This window comes from Pseudomonas sp. MEJ086 (genome assembly GCF_030209025.1).
Taxonomy (GTDB): Bacteria; Pseudomonadota; Gammaproteobacteria; order Pseudomonadales; family Pseudomonadaceae; genus Aquipseudomonas; species Aquipseudomonas fulva_A.
In genome coordinates this window covers 37,033-57,275 of record NZ_JARVSV010000007.1, presented here as the reverse complement: position 1 = coordinate 57,275, position 20,243 = coordinate 37,033, and the positions used below count along the sequence as shown (strand labels likewise).

The window sequence follows — 20,243 nt, the reverse complement described above, 5'->3', positions numbered from 1 at the left end:
GCTCGCTATTTCTTTTTGCGGTCAACTGCCACCCCTAGAAGCTTTTCATTTTTCGACGCAGGCAATAACCCTATCTCATTTTCAACTCGAACCAGGAATTCCGCGATGATTTCATCCGTGGTGTCTGGGTCGCCAGACACGGTGATCATCACATCCTTCGTATTATTGCCGGGTGCAGCGCCTGGCCTCTTAGGAAGGGCCTTGTGTCGAACTTCGCTTGGCTCAAGTCCAATTTTGCTCACTTCAGTCAAAAATTCCGACAACAACTCAGCACTATCTACATAGCTTATCTTGACTAGAACATCTTTCTTGTCGCCCACGTTACTTCTCTATGTAGTTAACGAGCTTGCGATGTTTTTTGGCGAATTCCTTAGCAATTGTCTCTAGTTGCTTACGCTTTTCCTTAGGCACATCACGATACACTAACGATACGGCAACTTGCTCACCTGGAGCGGCAGGCAGCTTTGATAGCTCTTCAACATCAGTAGATTTATTCATCGGAGACCTCGCTAATATCATCCAAGTCCGACAAGTCAGCGCTAGCATTCATTGAAATAAAACCACTACCTTTTTTTATTGCTAACAAATCAAAATCCAGAAAGCTAGGATCTTCGGTGTGTAGTGTGTAGACAAAATATGAACCATCGGCTTTTCGCACGTGTACGATGTTGCCCTCAACGCGATCAACAGAATCGCCTTCCGAGAGTATTTCAACTTTGAGTATTTTCATTTGGTGCCTTAATATTTAAAAACCATCCGTGTGATATCAGACTCGACTTTCTAACTCAAACCGTATTAATCAGTCACGCGAAAAAACATGTCCTTGTTACCACAATTTTAAAGGGCACGGCAATTCGATATCGCGAGCCACCCGACTCGACTTGCCTTTATTGACTATGGGCTGTCCGATGCGCCTCTCACGCAGCCGCTCCCGCTAGGCTTGTGGGGATCAATTATGTGTTCATGAGAATCCCAGGGAAGCGAACAGCCCGCCCCTCTTCGTTGAGCTCAGCTCGTCCACTGGCCTCAATCCACCTGAAGCTGCCATCGTGCTGGCGCACACGATCGCACCGGTAAACACCGCCGCGCTTCATCGCCTCCTGGATGTCGGCGGAGACGCGATCACGATCACCAGGATGAATTGACTAGACTGATTCCTCAATCAGGATACCTGCCAAGCACCTCTCCGCTGGCAGCCCAAATGATCGTGAAAAACGCTCATCGGCGGTGACTCGGTTTTCCTGAATGTCCCACACCCATGTTCATTCGTCGCTAAGTTGACATCCTTCGCTCAGACGACTTGGCCGACCATGGAAAATCCGTAAGAATGTCATTCGGCTATTATAAACTGTACGGAACACTCATATGCCACGGAAGCGCAAAGGGAGCGGCGGCGGGCCGATCGCTCTGTACGCCTTGTTATTCGTTGTTGCCCTTTTGGCGCAAGTTCCAAAGCAAGCGTGGATCGCCCTTGGAGTTATCTTGGGCGTAAGTGCGTTGGTATGGGCCGTCAGACGCGCCACCCAGGCAAAGCGTTACGCGCCTGAAGATGACATTGTTGCGGAGATCGCCGCTGAATCTCGACAGGCAACCTCCCCCAGTCTCACCGTCCAGTTCGGCACCAGTACCCGCGAGCGAGACTTCCATACTGTCCAAGTCGGTTCGTCCAGCGATAGTCAGAACTACGCCATCCCAAAGCCAAGTGCAAAGCCCATGGGCGTTCGCTGGCTTGCAGAAGGTGAGTCCATCACCGTGGCCGGATTGGCTATCCCGGGTGGAATGCTCTACATCACCGAGCGGGCAACCCAGTTCGGTCAGACTGAACCGTCCCTGATTGATGCAACGATTCGAGTCGCACGCTCACCCATGAGCCTTACCGAGCGGCAGATGCCCTATTGGCCAAGTTACCGAAGCATCACGCCTGAGGCGCGGCGAGCGTATCTGCAATGGTTGGCAGGAGGTCGCCGCCAGCCTGCGGATGCGGGATACGTGTTCCTGTTTTTTTACGGGCTTGAACGCCGCGCGCTGATTGATGCACCGAGCGACCCTCAGGCCAAGGCAGAGATCCCTGCCATCAAGGCCGAGGTGGAACGCTTGCTTGGTCTCTACGGGGACAACCATTCTTTCCACGGCTACGCTACCCGCTTTCTCGCCCATATCGACGCGGGTTCTGTTCAGCCTCAGAGCTATATGAGTGAACCGATTGCCAGTGCCGCAGATGGGTACGAGCTGCCCATGTCACTGAGAGTCGCGCTGGGTCAGATGGCCGTGGATAAATACCCTCTCAATCCGAGCTGGGCATTGGCCTGGGCGCTCGCAGAGCCCAACATTTCCAGGCGCACACCTGTGACCCGTTGTCCTGAGCAATTCGCAGCGCTCTTCAAAAACGAATTCGCAAAACGGTATCCCAATGGCATTGTGCTGCCTCAGAACAAGACCAAGCTAAAGATTGCCTATCGCCCCGCCTCTTCCGGATTGAGCATCCCGGCAGCGGCCGTAGGCGACCTCCCCGATGTCGCGGCAACCTCAGGAACGCGTAACAAGCTGCAGGTTATTGTCGAAGAATGCACCACCGTTCTTGACGCTTACAGTCGATATCTGGGGCGCAACCCAGATGCTGGAGATAGCCTGGAAGCCATCCTGCAGTTGCCAACAGAACTCTGGCCTGCTGAAGCAAAAGAAGAACTCGAACAGTTGGAACAACGCGTCGGCGGCGAAAACATCTGCATGAGTTTCGCTGAGCTGGCAGGCCGTTTCAAATCCGCCGGCGTGCTTTCCCGCGACAAAGTCGTGGCGCTCGCCCGGGCCTTGGAAAGCAAGCGAATCGGATTGGAGCCCGACGTGCTTTCTGGCAGCCGTACGCCTAAGGCAGAAGACACCATCGCGTTATTCGCAGTGGACACTGATGAAGGCACTCTTCGATCGACCGATGCTTACAGTGCTGCAGCAGTGACTTTAGACCTGGCCAGTGCAGCGGCTGCGGTAGACGGTGACACCTCGCTAGAGGAGGTGAGTCTGCTGTCAGGCCACATTGACTCATGGGATCACCTCTGCGTCGCGCATCGAAAACGCTTGAAGGCGCACCTCCAGATTCAACTGAAACAACCGCCGACACTGGCAAGCCTCAAGAAGAAACTAGAGCCGCTGACGATCGAGGCCAAGCGGAAAATTGCCAGCTTCCTGGCCCACCTCGCACAAGCGGATGGCGAGGTGACGCCACAGGAAGTTAAGCTCCTTGAGCGCGTATACAAATCGCTCGCCCTTGATCCGCAGTTCGTCTACAGCGACCTCCACAGTGCAGCTGTTCGTCCCTCCCAGGGGCCGGAGGCATTGACTGCGACTGCGGCTCTGACCACTGCGACACAGACATCGGAAAGCACTGGCTCTGGCTTTGCACTGGACATGGCCAAGGTCGCTCGCTTGCAACAAGAAACGACAGAGGTGTCGGCGCTCCTGGCCAGCGTTTTTAATGAAGAGTCGCTGACTGAGACGCCTAGCGCCCTGGAGCCCGAGGCGCCCCAACGGCAGGAAGAAAGTACCGCCGAACAGCTTGCTACCGTACATGGTTTGGACGTCGAGCACTCAGCGTTCCTTCGACTTCTGGTTTCACGGCCTGAGTGGAGTCGTGCCGAGCTGGAAGACGCAGCCAGTGACATGGAACTGATGCTGGATGGCGCCTTGGAGCGGATCAACGACACAGCGTTTGAGCTGTTCGACATGCCCGTGACCGAAGGTGATGATCCCATCGAAATCAACCCCGACATTCTGGATGAGTTAGCCCTATGAGTAAGATACGAGCCAAGGATCGCGACGCGGTCATTCAATCGCTGCGTGCGGGCGTAGTGCCCCGTGTTGGGCAGCATCTCATCCAGGTAGGTCGAGCGGGTGAACTCGATTCACTGCTCAAAGATGTGGATCGTCTCGCGGATGGTGGCTCGGCTTTTCGCGTCGTCGTTGGCGAGTATGGCGCGGGCAAAACCTTCTTCCTAAATCTGGTGCGCGGCATCGCCATGGAGCGCAAGCTCGTCACCATGCACGCCGATTTGAACCCTGACCGTCGTCTTCATGCTTCAGGTGGCCAAGCGCGCTCCCTTTACTCCGAGCTGGCCAAAAACATGGCCACCCGCACCAAGCCAGAAGGCGGCGCTCTGCAGGGTATCGTTGAGAAGTTCATCTCCCAGGCCAAAACGGAAGCCAAGACCAAAGGTGTCGAGAGCGAGGCGGTTATTCGTGAGTATCTGGCAGAGCTCACCGAGATGGTCAATGGGTATGATTTTGCCGACGTCATTGCCGCCTACTGCCGCGGCTTCGAGGAAGGTAACGAGCAGCTCAAGGCTGACGCCATCCGTTGGCTACGCGGGGAATTCTCCACCAAAACCGACGCCCGCGCTGCACTGGGCGTGCGGACGATCGTCGATGATGCTTCTGTCTACGATCAGTTGAAATTACTGTCACGGTTCGTGCGCCTGGCTGGCTTCGGCGGCTTGATGGTCTGCCTGGATGAACTGGTCAACCTGTACAAACTGGCAAACACCCAAGCCCGGAATGCCAATTACGAACAGATTCTGCGCATCCTCAACGATTCACTGCAGGGTTCCGCTGAAGGTCTGGGTTTTGTATTGGGCGGCACACCAGAGTTTCTGATGGATACTCGTCGGGGACTCTACAGCTACCCTGCCCTGCAATCGCGCCTCGCGGAAAACAGCTTTGCGAAGTCTGGCCTGGTCGACCTTTCCGGGCCTGTCATTCGGCTCAGCAGCCTGACGCCTGAGGACTTCTACGTATTGCTGCAGAAGTTGCGCAACGTATACGCCTACGGTGAGCCTGAGAAGTTATTGCTGCCGGATGAAGCCATCCCCGCTTTCATGGCGCACTGTAATCAGCGCTTGGGCGAAGCATATTTCCGGACACCGCGCACGACCATTACAGCGTTCATCAACCTGCTCGCGGTGATCGAGCAAAACCCTACAGCGGACTGGCGAACGTTACTGGGCGCCGTAGAGCTGGCCAAGGATGAGTCCGGGCAGCAAGATCTTGAAGTTGAGGCAGACGATGAGCTCGCCAGCTTCAAGCTCTGATTCTTCTTCGTTCGAACGTCTACACCCCGAGGTTCAGCAATGGATCTGGTCACAGGGGTGGACGACTCTACGTGATGCCCAGGAATGGGCGATACCGGCATTGGTGGGCGCTGATCGCGATGTGATCATTGCAGCGTCCACTGCCGCAGGTAAAACAGAGGCCGCATTCCTTCCTATCCTGACCAACCTGCTCAACAACGGCGAGACCGCCGGCGCAGTGCTGTATATCAGCCCGCTTAAGGCGCTGATCAACGACCAGTGGGACAGGCTCAGCCGGCTATGTGAGAGGCTCGAACTGCCCGTCGTTGCTTGGCATGGTGATGTGGCCGCAAGCAAGAAACAACGGTTTCTGAAATCGCCTGAGGGCATCTTGCTGATCACACCGGAGTCCCTCGAGGCCCTCTTCGTAAACAGAGGCTCGAGTTTACCTGGTGCTTTTCAGAACCTGCGCTACATAGTCGTCGATGAGCTTCATGCCTTCATTGGCAGTGAGCGCGGTAAGCAACTGCAATCACTCATGCAACGGGTTGAAATCGTCGTGGGTAGAACGCTGCCCCGTGTAGGGCTTTCGGCGACGCTTGGGGAGATGTCGCTGGCCCGCAAGTTCCTGAGGCCAGCGTGCCCGAATGGCATCACGGTTATTGAGTCAAAGTCCTCTGGCCAAGAGCTCCAGGTACAGGTGCGTGGCTACATTGAGCAGCCCATGCAGCAGCTGGTGGTGGAACACCCGGGGAATGCGTCAACAGATGAAGGCGCAGAGAAGGAGGACACCTCAGGTACCAAAGTGGCTATCGCAGGTCACCTGTACAAGGTGCTGAGGGGGCATAACAACCTGATCTTCCCCAACAGGCGCCAAGAGGTTGAATGGTTTGCCGACCGTCTGCGCTCACTGTGCGAGAACGATGGTGTTCCGAACGAGTTCTGGCCGCATCACGGTAGCTTGTCCAAGGAGCTACGCCAGGATGCCGAGCGGGCGTTGAAAGCGGGAGATCCTCCAGCTTCTGCCGTATGCACTACCACCCTGGAACTGGGTATAGACATCGGTAGCATCAGGACGGTCGCACAGATCGGCTGTCCACCCTCTGTGGCAAGTCTCAGGCAAAGGCTTGGCCGCTCGGGTCGCCGCGCCGGTGAGCCTGCGATGCTCAGGACGTACTGCCGGGAGCGCCCTTTAACAGATAAGTCGGATCTCTCCGATCAGTTACGTGAGGGCCTTGTCCAAACAGTCGCCATGATCCGATTGCTGATCAGTGGATGGTTTGAGCCGCCTCGATCCGGAGGGCTACACGCTTCGACACTGGTGCAACAGTGCCTATCCTCAATTGCTCAGCTCGGCAGTGCTTCTGCGGCGCAATTATGGGGAAATCTCATCGCAAGCGGCAGTTTTGCGAGCGTCACCAAGCCTGATTTCCTGGGTTTGCTCAAGGGTATGGGTGAGAAGGAATTGATCGTCCAGGACAGCTCAGGACTTCTGCTACCAGGCGAACTCGGGGAGCGGTTGATCAACCACTATGAGTTCTACACCGCCTTCACAAGCGATGAAGAGTTTCGTTTGCTCCGGGATGGGAAGCCACTTGGCTCGCTGCCCGTCAGCAAACCCCTGACCAAGGGACAGCGCATCATCTTCGGCGGAAGGCGTTGGCAGGTTCAGGATGTCGACCTCGAAGCAAAGGTGATCGTGGTCACACCGGCGCGGGGCGGCGAGCCCCCTCAGTTTGATGGGCTTGGTGCCCAGGTCGATGATCGTGTCAGGCTTGAAATGCGAAACGTGTTGATGGAAACCACATCCTGCCCCTTCCTGGACAAAAACGCTCAAGCGCTCCTAGACGAGGCTCGGAGTAACTTCCGCGCTCTCGGGTTGGGTGGCGCGGCGATTATTGGCTCTGCCAGCGTAAGCCATGTGGCAACCTGGCGAGGGGATTACACCAACGATGCGCTGGCCTTGTTGCTCAGGCATGTGGGCATTCAGTGTGAAAACACAGGGCTTTTCCTGGAAGTTGCATTCGGTGCGGAGGACACATTGCGAGCGTTGCGCGTGGTCGCTCAAATGGACATCTCGAACGTAGAGCCGATCTTGGAAAATGTCGAAAACATGATCCGAGAGAAATGGGATTGGGCCCTTCCCCGCCCGCTCCTCATGAAGTCGTTCGCCTCAAGCCATCTTGATCTCCAAGCCGCGGTCACCACAGCTCGACTCCTTACACTGGAGTCGCAGGTTGGCAACGAATAGGAGTTCGCTCTTCTCCACGCCCATGATTTCGGCCGCTTATGTGTAGGTGGCTGCATGGGCTTTGAGCGAGCTGGCTTCGGCTATGATACTGGTAGGCCTGAAGTTAGAGGGTATGGCAGGCGCTGGTTCGCATGGGGACTACCTGGCTCGAATCGCGAGCTGCGAATTCTGGCAGGAGTACAAATGTACTCCGCGATGTGCTAATGGGTTCAAGGCTCTCTGGATTACGCTTGCGAGCCATCCGCCTCACTCGATACGCGCAAAGCCACGAGCTCAGCCTCTGCGGTGGTTAGTTTGTGCGCCAGATCCACCTCCCTTAGCTTCGCGGTTGCGAATTGCGACTGAAACTCACCAGCCTCTTCAGCCTTGGCTACCAACTGTTGAGCGAGCAGTTCCTTTGCTCCTTCCGCACGTGCATTAGTAGCATTGGCAATGCTCAGCTCACCCCGCAGGGTTTCGACAGCCTCACGATGTTGCGAGGCTTCCCTGGCATGCTGGCGATTTTCGGCAATGAAGCGCTCGTTATCCCGGATTAATCGGGAGATATCCTCTTCAGCCTCAAACGCATCTACGATAGGGTTGGTGGCTTTATTCCCTCCTGGCTAGCCTGGCCTTGCCAGACTGGGCCGGTGTAGCCTGGTTTGCTGGGCAGTAGATCGCCGCGATGCCGTAGCAACCAGTCTGCACACGGTCTGAATAGCGGGCAACACTCTGGTTTGGGTTGCGCACGCTCGCAAGTCATTCCACGCTTTTGACACGGTAGAGGATTAAATTTTTGCCCTTCTCCGTGTAATGTGAGCCTTCCACCCAGCTCCACCTGAAAAGGATTTCATCGCCAATGAACGTAATTGCCTATCGCTACGCAACAGCTGACACTTTCGAGAACATGCTTCAGAGTCAGGAACTATGGTTCTCTGACCTCCGGAAGATGAATGATTGGGACGAGTACGCCGCAGGGTTTAGGATCGCAAACGAACTGATAGCAGACGAATTCCCTCAGTACGCATCCATTCTGGGTGAGATCTCGCCAGAGCGGATGAGCGATCTATTCATGGTACTGATTTGCTCGTTTTCAAGTCACGGTGACTGCCTGAGCATGTGGCGCGGCTATGGCGAAAATGGTAAGGGGGCGGCCATTGGCTATGACACTCACGAAATTGAAAACCACCATCTTTTCGCTCGCTTTCTGCAGAAAATGGATCCTGTTAATGGTAAGGTAAAATTCAATTCTGTGATTTATTCGGAAGAAAACTACAGAGAAATAATTCGTCAAAATATTACACGAGTATTTTCTATATCCAGCGAGGCAGACCCAGAAGAGATTCCGCTCATCTTGGAGTTTAGAAAAAAAATGCTTGGCAGTGTCTTAGTCAGACTTTGCACATTGTACAAAAATGACTTCTTCGTGGATGAGAGAGAAATTCGGGGATTTATTGAGATTAATGAGCACGCCGACCCGTACGAAGTTTCTAAAAGGTCGGGCGATTTCGGCGACTCAACTGTTCACAAAATTCGCTCAGACTTTAAAGGTATTCCCTCCATCAAAGAAGTTGTACTCGGGCCAAGTTACGAGAACAGTGACGAACACGTCAGGAGCTTGCTAGTCAAGTACGGACTGCCTGATGTGGAAATCAAGCGCTCCCTAGGTACATACCGCCTATCTGCCAATTGCAATTAATCAAGCGAGGGACCAGGAGTACTATTAAGTACCCTGGCCTATAAAAATTTTATAATTAACCCTCTGCCCCAGTCGGAGGGTGTAGGTGCCTCCAACCTGCCGCTGTCACTTACTCAACCATCGAACCAGGTTTCGACTGAACTTCACTTAGCGGCATTCCAGTGCAGGAAACCACTATCTCTACTCTTCAGTTTTACACTATTGCATCTCCGTTGGCTTATCCAAGGAAGGAAGCGATGAACGTCTCAGCACCACTGGGCTACATGCTATGGTGCTCTTTTTCATCAGAGAACAAGGTGCACAAACTACGTAGGCTGTGAGGTCTAACGATAATGCTTTCTACATCACTTTGCAGAAGAAGCGGCTCCATCAGTTGGGTTGCGGATCATGGCGGTACCGCCTTTTCCCCTTCTTCTCTTGAAGCATGAAAGGGGGTACCGATCACCAAAGGTACGCGTGCCGATGGAGTGCCTGAGTGTTATCCTTTCCAAGGAACGAAGACCTACGGTCGCATTTCATCAGCGCCTGCAACTTTAGGTATTCGCTAAGCTATCCTGTCGGGAAGTATTCCGCCGACTAGATACTCAAGCATATCTGGGTTATCCAACACAGCCCTGTAATACAAATGTTGCCAGCTGTTCAGAGTAGGATCCTCGTGCAGTGATCGGAATATTTCGAGCGACTCCTCAATAGTCTGGTTGCTCAACCTGATCTTGGCTGCATGTTTGAGTATTCGCATACTCTCCCCCTTAAAAAAGCCTGCGAATCTGCGCTCGATAGCTAATTCCCGAATGTGGGCTTGCACTACTGCTCGCTGTTCTTCTGATAGCCAATCCATTAATTCGATAGAGAAGGTTGGAGTGTCATAGGGTGGATGGATGACTATGCGTATGATTTGCCTTTCTATGAAATCATCATAATACGGATGTAGGAATAACCTCGGCTCATGCGCCGTATTTGTTTTCTCAAGCTTTTCTTTTTGGCAGCGGTCGCACATTGGAGTTAGGTTGGGTGGCGTTATGCTGAAATGGGGATATTTCCCCTTAGGCAGATAGTGATCGAGAGTGTTGGGCTTGCCAAATTCCCCACATGCCGGGCAGAGATTCAGATCATGGTCATTCAGCTCATCAATTACGACACCCTGAGCGCTGCCAGGAGCGGCATGAGTATAGAGATGCTTGAAGCTCTTCTTTCTTGCATCCGGGATGGCAGGCCAAGCTTGGACAAATGCAGGGGAGCCACAATTATCCAGATACGCTTGTGTTCGCACCTGCCACTCCGCCTTGATGTCGGTGAAGTAACGGGCGTTGGATCCACCCTGCCGTTCATTAACCACATCATCTACAAGTGTTACGCAACAATGCTGGGGTCTTGATAGGCGCATTACCATTTATCAGTCTCCATTGAATGGATCTGAATAATTAGCTCTTCATTAATGTGGCCCTTCAAGGACTTGATTAACTCATCAGCATTCATGTTTTCCAAACGGTCGCTGATCCACTGCTCAAATGGCTTGGAAACTGATTTATCTCCAAAGACATACGACGCAATTCGTTGTACGTCGCCTCCAAATGTCTGAAATGGTGGATTTTTGACCACTAGCTTGTCTTTAGTGCGCTCGAAAACATGAACGCAGTCAGAGGGCATTTCTCGTACAATCGAAACGGAGTGGGTTGCGAGTATGGCTCTGGAGTTAAATTTGTCCAGGATTTGCTTCAGCATATCAACTAGCTGCACCTCAAGGGACGGATGCAAGAATAGCTCGGGCTCATCAATTAGGATCAAGCTGTTCCGCTTGATCGCGCCCAATAAATTAATTACCAAGTAGGCAAAGAGACGCTGGCCTGAGCTCAGAGCCAGAATCCTTTCCCCCTTCACGAATGCCAGCCCAAATTTTTTATCTATGCTTTTAGCTAAGATATCTGAATCCCACATTTGGATGGTAGCGGGATCTATGAGTGCAAATTTGGTCTCTCTAGCTCCGGTTGTGATGACCTTAAATGGTTCTTCAACATCGCCATCGCTGACGAGATCGTCAGAATTGGCCCGAGGCTTAACTTTGAGAGCTATCGTGTCAAAATCGATTGCAGCCTGAAGGACGCGAGTCGCGGTTTTGACCTTTTGACCCCAGTGTTTAATGTGGCGATATTGTTGATCATCTGCGATGCAATCAAGCATCGACATAACAGTGTCTTTTCTGGGGATTTCCCTAGAAAGAGAAACTGATAAACTCGAGATTTGTTTCGACTCATTGGCAGGGCGAGATACAAGCCTACCTCTCAGGCCGAAATACTTATAAGCATCTCGATCTCTAACCTTTGATTCCCCCATATCTACAGGAAATAGTTCGAATGGGCTATATGAGGCGACAATCAGACGACTGATACTCTCTGGCATATCGTTGTGACGCCGCCGCGCCCTTCTACCATCTGCAAGCCAAGCATCGACCATCTGATGCAAAAACTGAGATTTGCCTGTGCCATTCGCCCCAATCAGTACGTTGATTTCGCGAGGCAGACCGGTTCTGTCCTTGCTGAATTTCAAACTCAGCGACGATTGATTGTTAAAAACATCCTTAAATGTGAATGGGATGTCCATCGCAGTAATGGATGACTGATCTAGCACCTTCCAACCATCAACAAATGATTCGATACTTCCTCGCTCTCGCTGCAGTGACTCTTTGAAGCCTTCAGTTCTTATTAATTTTTGCGCATCTCTAGAGTCTTTGATGTGCACAAGGTAGCTCGCGTCGCGAAGTAAATCGGAAATATCAAGTGCTCCTTCCTTTGAGAGAGCACCTTGTAGCTGTTCATAAAATGCAATTTCACCAGGAGTGGATATGTAGCTGACATCAGGTATTGGAAAGCGCCCATCCCAGCCATCGCTTAGCAGCTTGTCAAGATATCGCCTGGTATTCTTGACCCCTTCCAAAAGAATACGCACGGGTGCCAATTCAATGCGCTCTCCCCCGATCCTGCAGGAAACGATAAATGTAGTTTCGTACCCGAAATCGTTCCAGTTGTTGGAAAGTAGCTCTAGGACATCCCCTTTGCCTTCAGGCAAGACATTTGTACGTCGGCTAGGCCGTCCTTCGTAAATGACCTTCAAAGCTACTCTCCTTAGTAATGTTGATTTCCGTACTGCTGTGCTTTTGTGGAGCTTTGCATGCGCCTGAGGGGTACCTTAAGGTAGTGGCTTTTGGATATCAACGCTTGGTTGAACCCGAGCATCGGGTCGCCGGCACTAGCTAGGAATTCGAAGAATCAGGCCTCGACACAGGGAGGTACGCTGGGAGGGAGACCTCTGCTAGTCAGCACGAGTTCTCGAATACTGAATAGACAGAGATCAAAGTCCGAGAGGACGTCTCAGCCGGGTTACTTAGCTTTTTCTTAAGGCGACTGCAGACTGACGCCCACGACGCGTCGAGGGATGGTCTGCCAGGCGCTCAAGCGGCAGCCCGATCACAACAACTGTATTGACTTCCAGAGTGTTGACAAAGAGGTGCATCAAATCCCGCACGTAGCGATAAGGTGTAGACAGGTGAGAGCAGGAAAATTTGGATGTAATGAAATTTCAGCAAGATGAATGGTGTGGCCAGCCATCATCGACCACTCGAAGTGACTGAAAATCCAGCTCCGGAACCTGGCTAGTCGCGCTATTGGATAACGCCAGGCCACGCCGCGATTGCCAAATCAGCGACCTCTTGCAACCATGACTCTGCGCCACCGTCAGAATGATCTTGGTTGAGGTAATCGCTGCCACTGGTAAGTGTCCGGCGCTCGCCTACATCTAAAACTTTTGCAGCCGTATGCCGGCCAGATCTTCATGGACATGCAGTCCCATCACGCAGGACTTACGTTTTGGTAGACGACTACTGAAACCTATCAGAAGACTACACGTCAGTTGCTAGTGACAGACGCTAGCTTACAACGCCGATAGTTACAACAACTTTTATTAACTCACTACTGTCAACAAACTGGCAGTCCGAATAATGCTTAAATTGATATTTGAGCATTGGGATTTATTTAGTATTTTTTTTGATTTATTTTTCCTGTCAGAACAATCACTTGTGAGCGAGCAATTTAATTACCTATAAATTGAAATTTTGCAATACATAAATAAAGCGAGTATCCGATTACCCCTAGACATGGTTATAACACTCGAGAGAATGCGAAATTTTTCGTCTATCAAATCGCGTCTCTTATGAGTGCAGGATAGAATCTGCATCCCTGATGTATGGCCTGAACCTCGTTCCAGAACTGAATGTACTTTCGCCTGGACGCTTTCTTGGCATGCAACCATCGGTTTGCTTGGGCTTGTTGGGTAAGATTTAAACGAGCCATTTAGGCGCTTAGGATAGCGAACGCGTTGAATTCAACCTCTGAATAATGATTGCGGACTGCCAGTCTGTTTCCCGGCGATGACTAACCGCCGTTGACAGCTGAGCTCGCGGCGAGGCCGCGACAAAGCCCCTTAAAGACATTCGCGCTTGGCCTGTGGCTGAGTTCAGGACGGGGCTAGAGGTTGTCGTATAACTGTTCGACTAAACACCCGTTCAGTGCAGTCGTTGAGTGGAAAATGGCTGGAATTGCAGCTTTTTACCGGAAAACAGGAATCTGTTTTCCAATCTAGGGCTAGCACTGTTCATTTCTATCAATAAAATCAATTGGTTATGCGATTCCGATAAAGCGGTGCCCGTCACAAATATTGCTGTAGCTAATCGGCTAGCCCAGATCAATCCAGCGTCCCTCTCATCAACGTCTGTCACGTCGACAGGTTTATGGGCTGGATTGCTCGAGAACCTTCACCGTATTGGGCCAGAGAAAATGCTTAACTGGAGCTTCGCTCACGACCACTCCAAGGTGCCTTAGAACCGAGCCATGGCGGATCTCTAATTGCGGTCGATCGGCTCGGCTCTCCATTCTAATCATGCACAACCACAAATGAGTCCCATAGTACGGCATACAGCCAGCTTCAACTGAGGCCCTCAGAAATCCATCATGTCTGGAGCCCAAATCAGTTCAGCGACTAGTGAGTCCATCGCATGCGGACCGCTTCTTAAAAGCGACGGCAAGCCCTCCAATAGCAATCAGACCAATCCCGACTAGCGCACTAGTGCTAGGTACGTCTCCAAAAACAATCAACCCAATGATCACTGCCCAGCCTATTTGCAGAAAGCTTAGAGGCGCCAGGATATTCGGGCTTTCGAGATTAAACGCGTTAATCATGCACTGTTGAGCCGCAAAGCCCGTAAAACCTAAAACCAGAAATAGAGGAACATGAGAAAACTCAGGAAGGATCCAACTGCCAGTGATTTCAGTAGGAATTAGCAAACTCATAATAAAGACCCCAGTGAGCCCAGTCATGAAATTTGTAGATATCGGATTCTCTGTCTCACTCAGGAAACGTGTCAATATTTGAAACAGTGCAAAAAGAACAGCAGCAAGAAGCGGCATAAGCGAATACATCGAAGTCATCTCTGCATTTGGCCTCACCACTACAACCAAACCTATAAAACCTAAAATTACTGCGCACGAACTGTATCTATCAATTCGTTCTTTTAGAAGAAGAGGCGCAAGAAGAGTTACAACCAAAGGATATGTAAAGTAAATTGCAGTCAACTCAGCCAGTGGTAGGTAGTGTGCTGCATTCATCATGCATAGCGAAACACCTAACATTAATAAACCACGGAGAACCTGAAGCCACTTGCGGTCCGTGCTAACCAGTGTCAAACCCATGGCTCTTGCGAAAAACAATCCCATGACCACAACATGCATCGCATATCGAGACCAAATCAAACTAGTAACCGGGTAGAAAGCAGCAAGATATTTTACAACGGCGTCGAAAACGGCAAACAGAACTACTGATGCGCTTATCCATACGACGGCCTTTCCTCTACTCCTCAAACTAATCAAATTCATTCCCTTTAAATAAGCATCGACTAATTGCCGATCTGCTATCCTTTGAAGAGGTTTCTACATTCACCCTACCCATCGTTGACATAAGCGTCAACGATGACGAATGTAACGGCATGTTTCAAAGGTGATTTATGGTGATGACTCGGCAATTCGACGAGGAAAGCGTGCTGGACGCCGCTGTTGCTCAATTTTGGACGTATGGCCTGCAGGCTACGTCAATGGCGGACTTGGCGAAGGCTACGGGTGTACAACGAGGTTCCCTCTACCATGCATACGGTGGCAAAGAGCAGATATTCTGCCTTGCGTTTAAACGATACAGAGCCAATCTCCTTGAAGAATCGAATGCTGCGCTTATTGCTGACAATGCTTATGAGGCTCTAGATCGGTTTCTAAAAGCCTCTATTTCACGAATGGTTTGTAACTCGCCAGCTCGTGGTTGCTTCACAAGCCGGACAGCATTTTCCGCGCCTACACTAAGTGAGGAAGTTTTATCTTTGCTGCAGACGTTGATTAACGCTCAAGAGGCTTTACTTGTGAAAGCCATGAGCGATCCTAGATTCAAGAAGGATTTGATATTGTCCCCCGAAGACACCGCTAAACTAGTCATTTGCTTCACTCGGGGACTGGCGGTAATTGAACGAATTAAAGGAGACCCCCATTATCTAGAGGGTAATGCTCAATCCCTACTTAACGCACTGATCAGAAAAGACGGACATAAAGATTTTTCAATATACCCATAACTTCCTAGCAATCGGTGTGTCTCTGCTCCTCGAGCGACTGGCCGGGCTCGATGGCGTGCAGCCCACCGCGCCTGGCCTGTACTTCCCCTATCAGGTTCACGACGCTGCCGCCTATCTGGTACGCCTAGAGCGTGAGGGCGGTCGGATCATCGAGCTGCAGGTTCCGTGACGGCTTTATCCCCACCCCTTCCCCGAATATCGCTGCGCTCGGTACAGGCCATGGCCAGAGGCACGGCGCATTCGGGATGTGCCCGAATACCTAGCGAAGGTTGCGGGCGAACAAGGCCAGCATGTCGCGCCACCCCTCCTCCGCTGCGCGTTCATCGTAGACGGGGAAGTCCGTCATCATCCAGCCATGGGCGGCGGGATAGGTTCGGGTGGTGAAGCGAACCTGGGCGTCCGCGAGCGCCTTTTCGAGCCGCTCGGCCATGGCAGCCGGGTAACTGGAGTCGTTCTCGGCGGCACCGATATACAGCTCGGCTTCAAGGGCCGCCACGTAGGTATGGGGACTATCGGGTGCATCGCTGGCCAGATTGCCGCCATGGAAGCTGGCAACCGCTGCGAATCGGTCCGGCCAGGTGCCGCCGGCTGCGATCGCCATGCCGCCGCCCATGCAGAATCCGACCGCGCCGATCTTCTGCGTCAGAACACCTTCATGCGCATCGAGGTAAGCGAGAAACGCATGGGTATCCTCGACCGACTTGGCATTGCCGGTAGTCGCCATCAGCGGCCCGAGGATGGCACGCACGTCGCCCTTGAATACTTCCTTGGGGTCGAGTGGGCCATAAGGGCCGTAGCGGTAGAAGATATCGGGCAGCAGAACGGCGTAGCCGGCCTCCGACATCCGCTCGGCCATCGCCAGTGCAGCGGGCCGAATGCCGCCCGCGTCCGGGTAAAAGATGATCGCCGGGCTTGGTCGTTCGGAAACCGGGGTAAACAGATGCACCACGCAGTTGCCATCACGCGTGGAGAGGCTGGCCTGTTCGTAAGGCATGTAGATGCTCCTTTGATCGAGTGCAGGGAAAGGCCGTGGGGCTCGCTGTGCTCAACCGCAGGCTACATGGTCACGGCCATGTAGCCCGGCGTTGCGCGAAGCGATACCCGGAACAGCTCTTTCGAACGCATCGAACCCGGGCAGTTCGCGCAACCCGTTCTGCCGTTCGTCACGGCATCCCGGCAGGCGCTAGGTAGCGATGCGAATTCCCGCAGCCTTGTATTGCGTGCGGATGGCCTCATCGATGGCATCCACGAAACGGTTGGCCGATGTGGTGAGTGGCTGCCCTGCGATCCGATGCACCGCTTCCACGACCCTGGCGCGTAAGTCCCTGTTGGCGAACAGCTGAACCTGGATGATCAGGTTGCCCAGTGCGCAGAACTCGGCGATCAGCTTGCGCTGCAGTTCGAGCTCCCTGGCCATCAGATCAAGCGCCGAAATACTGCTCAGCACGGCCTCGGCCGACGCCAGTTCAGCATTGCTCAACGCGACCTTCAGCGGAATGCTCTTGAATTGGCGTAGGAACTCGTACAGCTGCTGGAGATGCGTTGTTTCATCGAACTGCAGCCAGGCGCCCAGGCCCCTGAGGGTGCCGCATTCATGGGGGTACCAGGCCTTCTCGGTGATGGCGCGCCCGCGCTCGTCCCTGCCGTGCTTTATGGTCATGTATTCCCACATCACCTTCAGCGCATTGCGTTTCCAGCGATCGACCAGCACCGGCAGCAGTTCAGCGGGGAGCATCTCCAGAACGCTGCTGGCCTCGGCCTGCAGGTGCTTGAACGCCTTGAGCAGGTCTTTCGCACACAGCGTGAGTTCCTCTCTTCGCTCCAGCAACGCCTGCACGCGCTGGCGGCGCAGTGCATCCTTCTCCGCAGCGGTGAGTCGCTTGAAATCGTTCTGGACCTGCTCATCGTCCAGCCCCAAGTGCTTGAGCGCGCAGCAGTGGCCAATCAGCACCAGTTTGTTTTCCGTGGTTTCCACCACGTAACCGCGCTGGTGAGCCGTATCGCAGCACCTGCTGTGCTTGAGGAACTGACAGCGGGCATCGGAATTGATGAGGTTGTAGGAGCGCAGCGGGCGGTGATAGGTGTCCTTGATGAAAACGTGGCCATACTCGATATCGAAGAGCCTGTTGAGCGCTTCCAGGGTATCGATCTCACTGATGGTCGAGGCCGTGAACACAGGGTTCTCCAGGTTGATGCTCATATGCGTGGACGCGTATCGGGGCTGCAGCGGTCGTGGTTGGCGCCACTGCTGCCCCTCATATCCCCACCCTTCCCATTTGCATCTCTGCCCGCTGCAACCGTAGCCGCTGCAGGCGTTCTACCAATGAGCGATAGCGGGCCGTTTCGCTGAAGGCTTCTGCTGCCTGCTGTGAACCGTAGATGCTCAGGTGGCCGGATTCATCGAGGCCAAACGGGACGTTGTCGCGGGTCACGTCGGAGGGCGCGCCGCCGATATGGAACAGGTCGTCACGGGCCAGGAACATGATGTTGGCCACGTCGCTGACCTGTGCCTGCAGCTCGGCGTTGGCCAGGCGTGCGGACACATCTCGCTGCTTGCCGTACTTGCCGATATCGAAGGGAATGTCGAAGAGCAGCGTGCGGGCATAGCGGTCCGCAACGTTGACGTCGAAGTTGGTCGGTGTCGGCATCACGACCAGCAAGGGCGCCCTCCCCGACGTCAGCTGTATCGCTTGATAGACGCCATCCATTTTCTGCTGGTTGCGGATCACGCCCCAGGAGCCGGCAAAAATGATCAGGTCGTATCGCTCGATGCCAGCCTTCAGATAGGCGCGATTCAGCTGGCACTGCTCATAGGCGCGACTGCTGGTTGGCCCGGTGAAGGCCTGGCCCTCGGAAGGAAAACACCAGTCGCTGGCCACCGATTGCACGTCGATGGACAGGGTATTGCCGATGGCATCCCAGAACGGCGCGTAGTGCCCCGCGAAGGAGTCGCCGATCAGCAGCGCCTTGAGCTCGCCGTCCCGTGCACCGAGGCGGCAGAGTTGGCCGCGATTGCCCACCGGCAGCGTGGTGATGGTCTCCACGCTGTAGAAGCACCAGCCATTGGTGATGATCGGCATCGACAATTGCGCCGAGGCCTGGCGAAAGTTGGCTGAGAGACGAACTGGAACGCCGCTGGCCACCACCGTCAGCATAGCCGCGAGCACTACGCCGAAGAGCATGCCCAGCTTGGCCGCAGGCTGGGTACGTCGTAGCAAGCCTGCGCTGCGGGTGGCGCCAAGTTCGACGAACATGTAGGAAAGATGCCCTGCCGCCAGCGACGCCAGCATGCCGATTGCCAGCCACGCTGGCTGGCTCTCCAGGCTGAAGTAATCCAGCCACACCACGATGGGCCAGTGCCACAGATATACCGAGTACGAGGTGCGCCCCAGATACTGGGCAATGCGATTATCGGTCAGCGCACATCGTTCGTGCGCGGCGGCGATGAACAACGCGCTACCCGCCACGGGGACCAACGCCAGATAACCCGGCCACAGATCCTGTTCATTGACCAGCAATGCCGCCGCCAGAACCAGCGCCAGGCCCACCCAGGCCAGCGCACGACGCTGAGTCACTGCCAGCGTCAGCGGGAACAGATACACCAGCGCGCCGGCTAGCATCTCCCAGACTCTCGCTGGCAGCAGGTAAAAGGCTCCGGATGCCGAGTGCAGCGAACCCAGTACGGCGATGACCAATGACAGCGCAGCAGCAGCAAGAATCACCCAGCGCCAGGCCGCGAGGCTGGCGAAGCGTGCCAATACGGCCAGCAAGATCGGATAAAGCAGATAGAACTGCCACTCGGTCGACAGCGACCAGGTGTGCAACAGCCACAGGTCATGAGCGCTTTCGTGAAAGTAGCCGGCCTCTTTCCAAAACAGCACATTGGAAACGAATGTCAGCGCGGCGATCACCTGTTTGCCCAGGCTGACATACTCCCCCGGCATCAGCAAGAACCACCCCACCGCAAGCATCGCCACACAGAGCACCGCCAGCGCCGGCACGATGCGTCTGCAGCGCTCCAGATAGAAGGTGGCGAAGCTGAATCGACCCGCCAGGCTGCGTGAGACGATGATCCCCGTCATGAGATAGCCCGAGATCACGAAGAACACATCCACGCCGATGAAGCCGCCCGAAACCGGCGCAACACCGAAATGAAACAGCACGACCAGCAAAACGGCCACGGCACGCAGGCCGTTGATATCCGATCTGAATTGCATACCACGACCTCCTGTCGAGCATGCGTACCTGGTGAGGGCACCACTACGTGGGTTGTGTGGAAAGTACTACCGTGGGTATCGCGGTTTACGAATTGGCCCAAGCAGCGCTGTGCGCAGGTCTGGTAGAGAGGGCATTTAACGAAAGGAAATCGGGCTTCTTGGCCCGCGATGCGCGACTACGGTTCCGTGGAGTGCGCACTGCAGAGGAACATTCCTGCTCCCTCGGAGCAAGCGAATCCGCCAGCGCGACGGTTTTGTGCGACGGGCTGTGTGGTCTGGCGCTCATTGAGCGGGATGGGGTAACCGCGAGCGGTCAGCGGGTAACTGGCGGGATTTGCCCAGGGCGCTGCCAAGGCAGGCCCTGGGAAATCGCAACACGCTG

At 53.9% G+C, this 20,243-nt stretch carries 17 protein-coding genes; 7 read left to right on the top strand and 10 right to left on the bottom strand.

The window, feature by feature from the left end:
- Positions 1–5: 5 nt before the first annotated feature.
- The 4 genes from QRN22_RS04465 to QRN22_RS26440 form a co-directional block, all read right to left on the bottom strand.
- Positions 6–320, bottom strand: coding sequence for a hypothetical protein (locus QRN22_RS04465; protein ID WP_042556528.1), 315 nt, complete (start codon positions 318–320; stop codon positions 6–8).
- 1 nt (position 321) lies between these two features.
- A complete protein-coding gene (locus QRN22_RS04460) occupies positions 322–498 on the bottom strand; it encodes a hypothetical protein (RefSeq protein ID WP_156152814.1) in 177 nt (58 codons plus the stop codon).
- Positions 491–730: a hypothetical protein gene (locus QRN22_RS04455; RefSeq protein ID WP_156152813.1), complete on the bottom strand. Its 240-nt coding sequence runs from the start codon at positions 728–730 to the stop codon at positions 491–493. The genes QRN22_RS04460 and QRN22_RS04455 overlap by 8 nt, the downstream gene beginning before the upstream one ends.
- A gap of 223 nt (positions 731–953) precedes the next feature.
- Positions 954–1,142 (bottom strand): PAS domain-containing protein, encoded by a 189-nt coding sequence (locus QRN22_RS26440; protein WP_331386693.1) that lies wholly within the window; start codon positions 1,140–1,142, stop codon positions 954–956.
- Positions 1,143–1,365: 223 nt separating this feature from the next.
- On the opposite strand from QRN22_RS26440, the gene QRN22_RS04445 reads away from it, so the two are divergent.
- From QRN22_RS04445 to QRN22_RS04425, 5 genes are all read left to right on the top strand, one after another.
- A complete protein-coding gene (locus QRN22_RS04445) occupies positions 1,366–3,786 on the top strand; it encodes a tellurite resistance TerB family protein (RefSeq protein ID WP_042556527.1) in 2,421 nt (806 codons plus the stop codon).
- The gene (locus QRN22_RS04440; protein WP_042556526.1) at positions 3,783–5,078 is read left to right on the top strand and encodes an ATP-binding protein; all 1,296 of its coding nucleotides are present in this window, start codon (positions 3,783–3,785) and stop codon (positions 5,076–5,078) included. The genes QRN22_RS04445 and QRN22_RS04440 overlap by 4 nt, the downstream gene beginning before the upstream one ends.
- Positions 5,079–5,121: 43 nt before the next feature.
- Entirely contained in the window at positions 5,122–7,308 is a 2,187-nt protein-coding gene (locus QRN22_RS04435) for a DEAD/DEAH box helicase (RefSeq protein WP_042556535.1), read from the top strand.
- Positions 7,309–7,643: 335 nt separating this feature from the next.
- Complete coding sequence (locus QRN22_RS04430; RefSeq protein ID WP_156152812.1) at positions 7,644–7,844, top strand: hypothetical protein; 201 nt, start codon at positions 7,644–7,646, stop codon at positions 7,842–7,844.
- Between the two features lie 302 nt (positions 7,845–8,146).
- Positions 8,147–8,986: a DUF2971 domain-containing protein gene (locus tag QRN22_RS04425; RefSeq protein ID WP_042556525.1), complete on the top strand. Its 840-nt coding sequence runs from the start codon at positions 8,147–8,149 to the stop codon at positions 8,984–8,986.
- Between the two features lie 544 nt (positions 8,987–9,530).
- Here QRN22_RS04425 and QRN22_RS04420 read toward each other — a convergent pair.
- The 3 genes from QRN22_RS04420 to QRN22_RS04410 all read right to left on the bottom strand — a co-directional run bounded on the left by QRN22_RS04420 (position 9,531) and on the right by QRN22_RS04410 (position 14,907).
- Entirely contained in the window at positions 9,531–10,376 is an 846-nt protein-coding gene (locus QRN22_RS04420; protein ID WP_156152811.1) for a hypothetical protein, read from the bottom strand.
- The gene (locus QRN22_RS04415; RefSeq protein ID WP_042556522.1) at positions 10,370–12,094 is read right to left on the bottom strand and encodes an AAA family ATPase; all 1,725 of its coding nucleotides are present in this window, start codon (positions 12,092–12,094) and stop codon (positions 10,370–10,372) included. Before QRN22_RS04415 ends, QRN22_RS04420 begins: the two co-directional genes overlap by 7 nt.
- Before the next feature lie 1,913 nt (positions 12,095–14,007).
- Positions 14,008–14,907 carry a DMT family transporter gene (locus QRN22_RS04410; RefSeq protein WP_082045922.1) on the bottom strand — a complete coding sequence of 300 codons (900 nt, stop codon included), beginning with the start codon at positions 14,905–14,907 and terminating at the stop codon, positions 14,008–14,010.
- A 134-nt stretch (positions 14,908–15,041) separates the two neighbouring features.
- On the opposite strand from QRN22_RS04410, the gene QRN22_RS04405 reads away from it, so the two are divergent.
- Positions 15,042–15,644, top strand: coding sequence for a TetR/AcrR family transcriptional regulator (locus tag QRN22_RS04405; RefSeq protein WP_197077069.1), 603 nt, complete (start codon positions 15,042–15,044; stop codon positions 15,642–15,644).
- A gap of 16 nt (positions 15,645–15,660) precedes the next feature.
- The gene (locus tag QRN22_RS04400; protein ID WP_156152810.1) at positions 15,661–15,813 is read left to right on the top strand and encodes a hypothetical protein; all 153 of its coding nucleotides are present in this window, start codon (positions 15,661–15,663) and stop codon (positions 15,811–15,813) included.
- Between the two features lie 90 nt (positions 15,814–15,903).
- Here QRN22_RS04400 and QRN22_RS04395 read toward each other — a convergent pair whose 3' ends face one another.
- The 3 genes from QRN22_RS04395 to QRN22_RS04385 all read right to left on the bottom strand — a co-directional run bounded on the left by QRN22_RS04395 (position 15,904) and on the right by QRN22_RS04385 (position 19,861).
- Positions 15,904–16,638 (bottom strand): dienelactone hydrolase family protein, encoded by a 735-nt coding sequence (locus tag QRN22_RS04395; protein ID WP_042556520.1) that lies wholly within the window; start codon positions 16,636–16,638, stop codon positions 15,904–15,906.
- A gap of 189 nt (positions 16,639–16,827) precedes the next feature.
- Complete coding sequence (locus tag QRN22_RS04390) at positions 16,828–17,844, bottom strand: hypothetical protein (protein WP_042556519.1); 1,017 nt, start codon at positions 17,842–17,844, stop codon at positions 16,828–16,830.
- 55 nt (positions 17,845–17,899) lie between these two features.
- The gene (locus QRN22_RS04385) at positions 17,900–19,861 is read right to left on the bottom strand and encodes an acyltransferase family protein (RefSeq protein WP_042556518.1); all 1,962 of its coding nucleotides are present in this window, start codon (positions 19,859–19,861) and stop codon (positions 17,900–17,902) included.
- Between the last annotated feature and the right edge of the window lie 382 nt (positions 19,862–20,243).

What these genes read in the sequence shown, in the direction of transcription:
- QRN22_RS04460 (WP_156152814.1), bottom strand. Translation starts at nt 498, where the DNA reads ATGAATAAATCTACTGATGTTGAAGAGCTATCAAAGCTGCCTGCCGCT.
- QRN22_RS04455 (WP_156152813.1), bottom strand. Translation starts at nt 730, where the DNA reads ATGAAAATACTCAAAGTTGAAATACTCTCGGAAGGCGATTCTGTTGAT.
- QRN22_RS04445 (WP_042556527.1), top strand. Translation starts at nt 1,366, where the DNA reads ATGCCACGGAAGCGCAAAGGGAGCGGCGGCGGGCCGATCGCTCTGTAC.
- QRN22_RS04440 (WP_042556526.1), top strand. Translation starts at nt 3,783, where the DNA reads ATGAGTAAGATACGAGCCAAGGATCGCGACGCGGTCATTCAATCGCTG.
- QRN22_RS04425 (WP_042556525.1), top strand. Translation starts at nt 8,147, where the DNA reads ATGAACGTAATTGCCTATCGCTACGCAACAGCTGACACTTTCGAGAAC.
- QRN22_RS04420 (WP_156152811.1), bottom strand. Translation starts at nt 10,376, where the DNA reads ATGGTAATGCGCCTATCAAGACCCCAGCATTGTTGCGTAACACTTGTA.
- QRN22_RS04410 (WP_082045922.1), bottom strand. Translation starts at nt 14,907, where the DNA reads ATGAATTTGATTAGTTTGAGGAGTAGAGGAAAGGCCGTCGTATGGATA.
- QRN22_RS04405 (WP_197077069.1), top strand. Translation starts at nt 15,042, where the DNA reads ATGACTCGGCAATTCGACGAGGAAAGCGTGCTGGACGCCGCTGTTGCT.
- QRN22_RS04395 (WP_042556520.1), bottom strand. Translation starts at nt 16,638, where the DNA reads ATGCCTTACGAACAGGCCAGCCTCTCCACGCGTGATGGCAACTGCGTG.
- QRN22_RS04390 (WP_042556519.1), bottom strand. Translation starts at nt 17,844, where the DNA reads ATGAGCATCAACCTGGAGAACCCTGTGTTCACGGCCTCGACCATCAGT.
- QRN22_RS04385 (WP_042556518.1), bottom strand. Translation starts at nt 19,861, where the DNA reads ATGCAATTCAGATCGGATATCAACGGCCTGCGTGCCGTGGCCGTTTTG.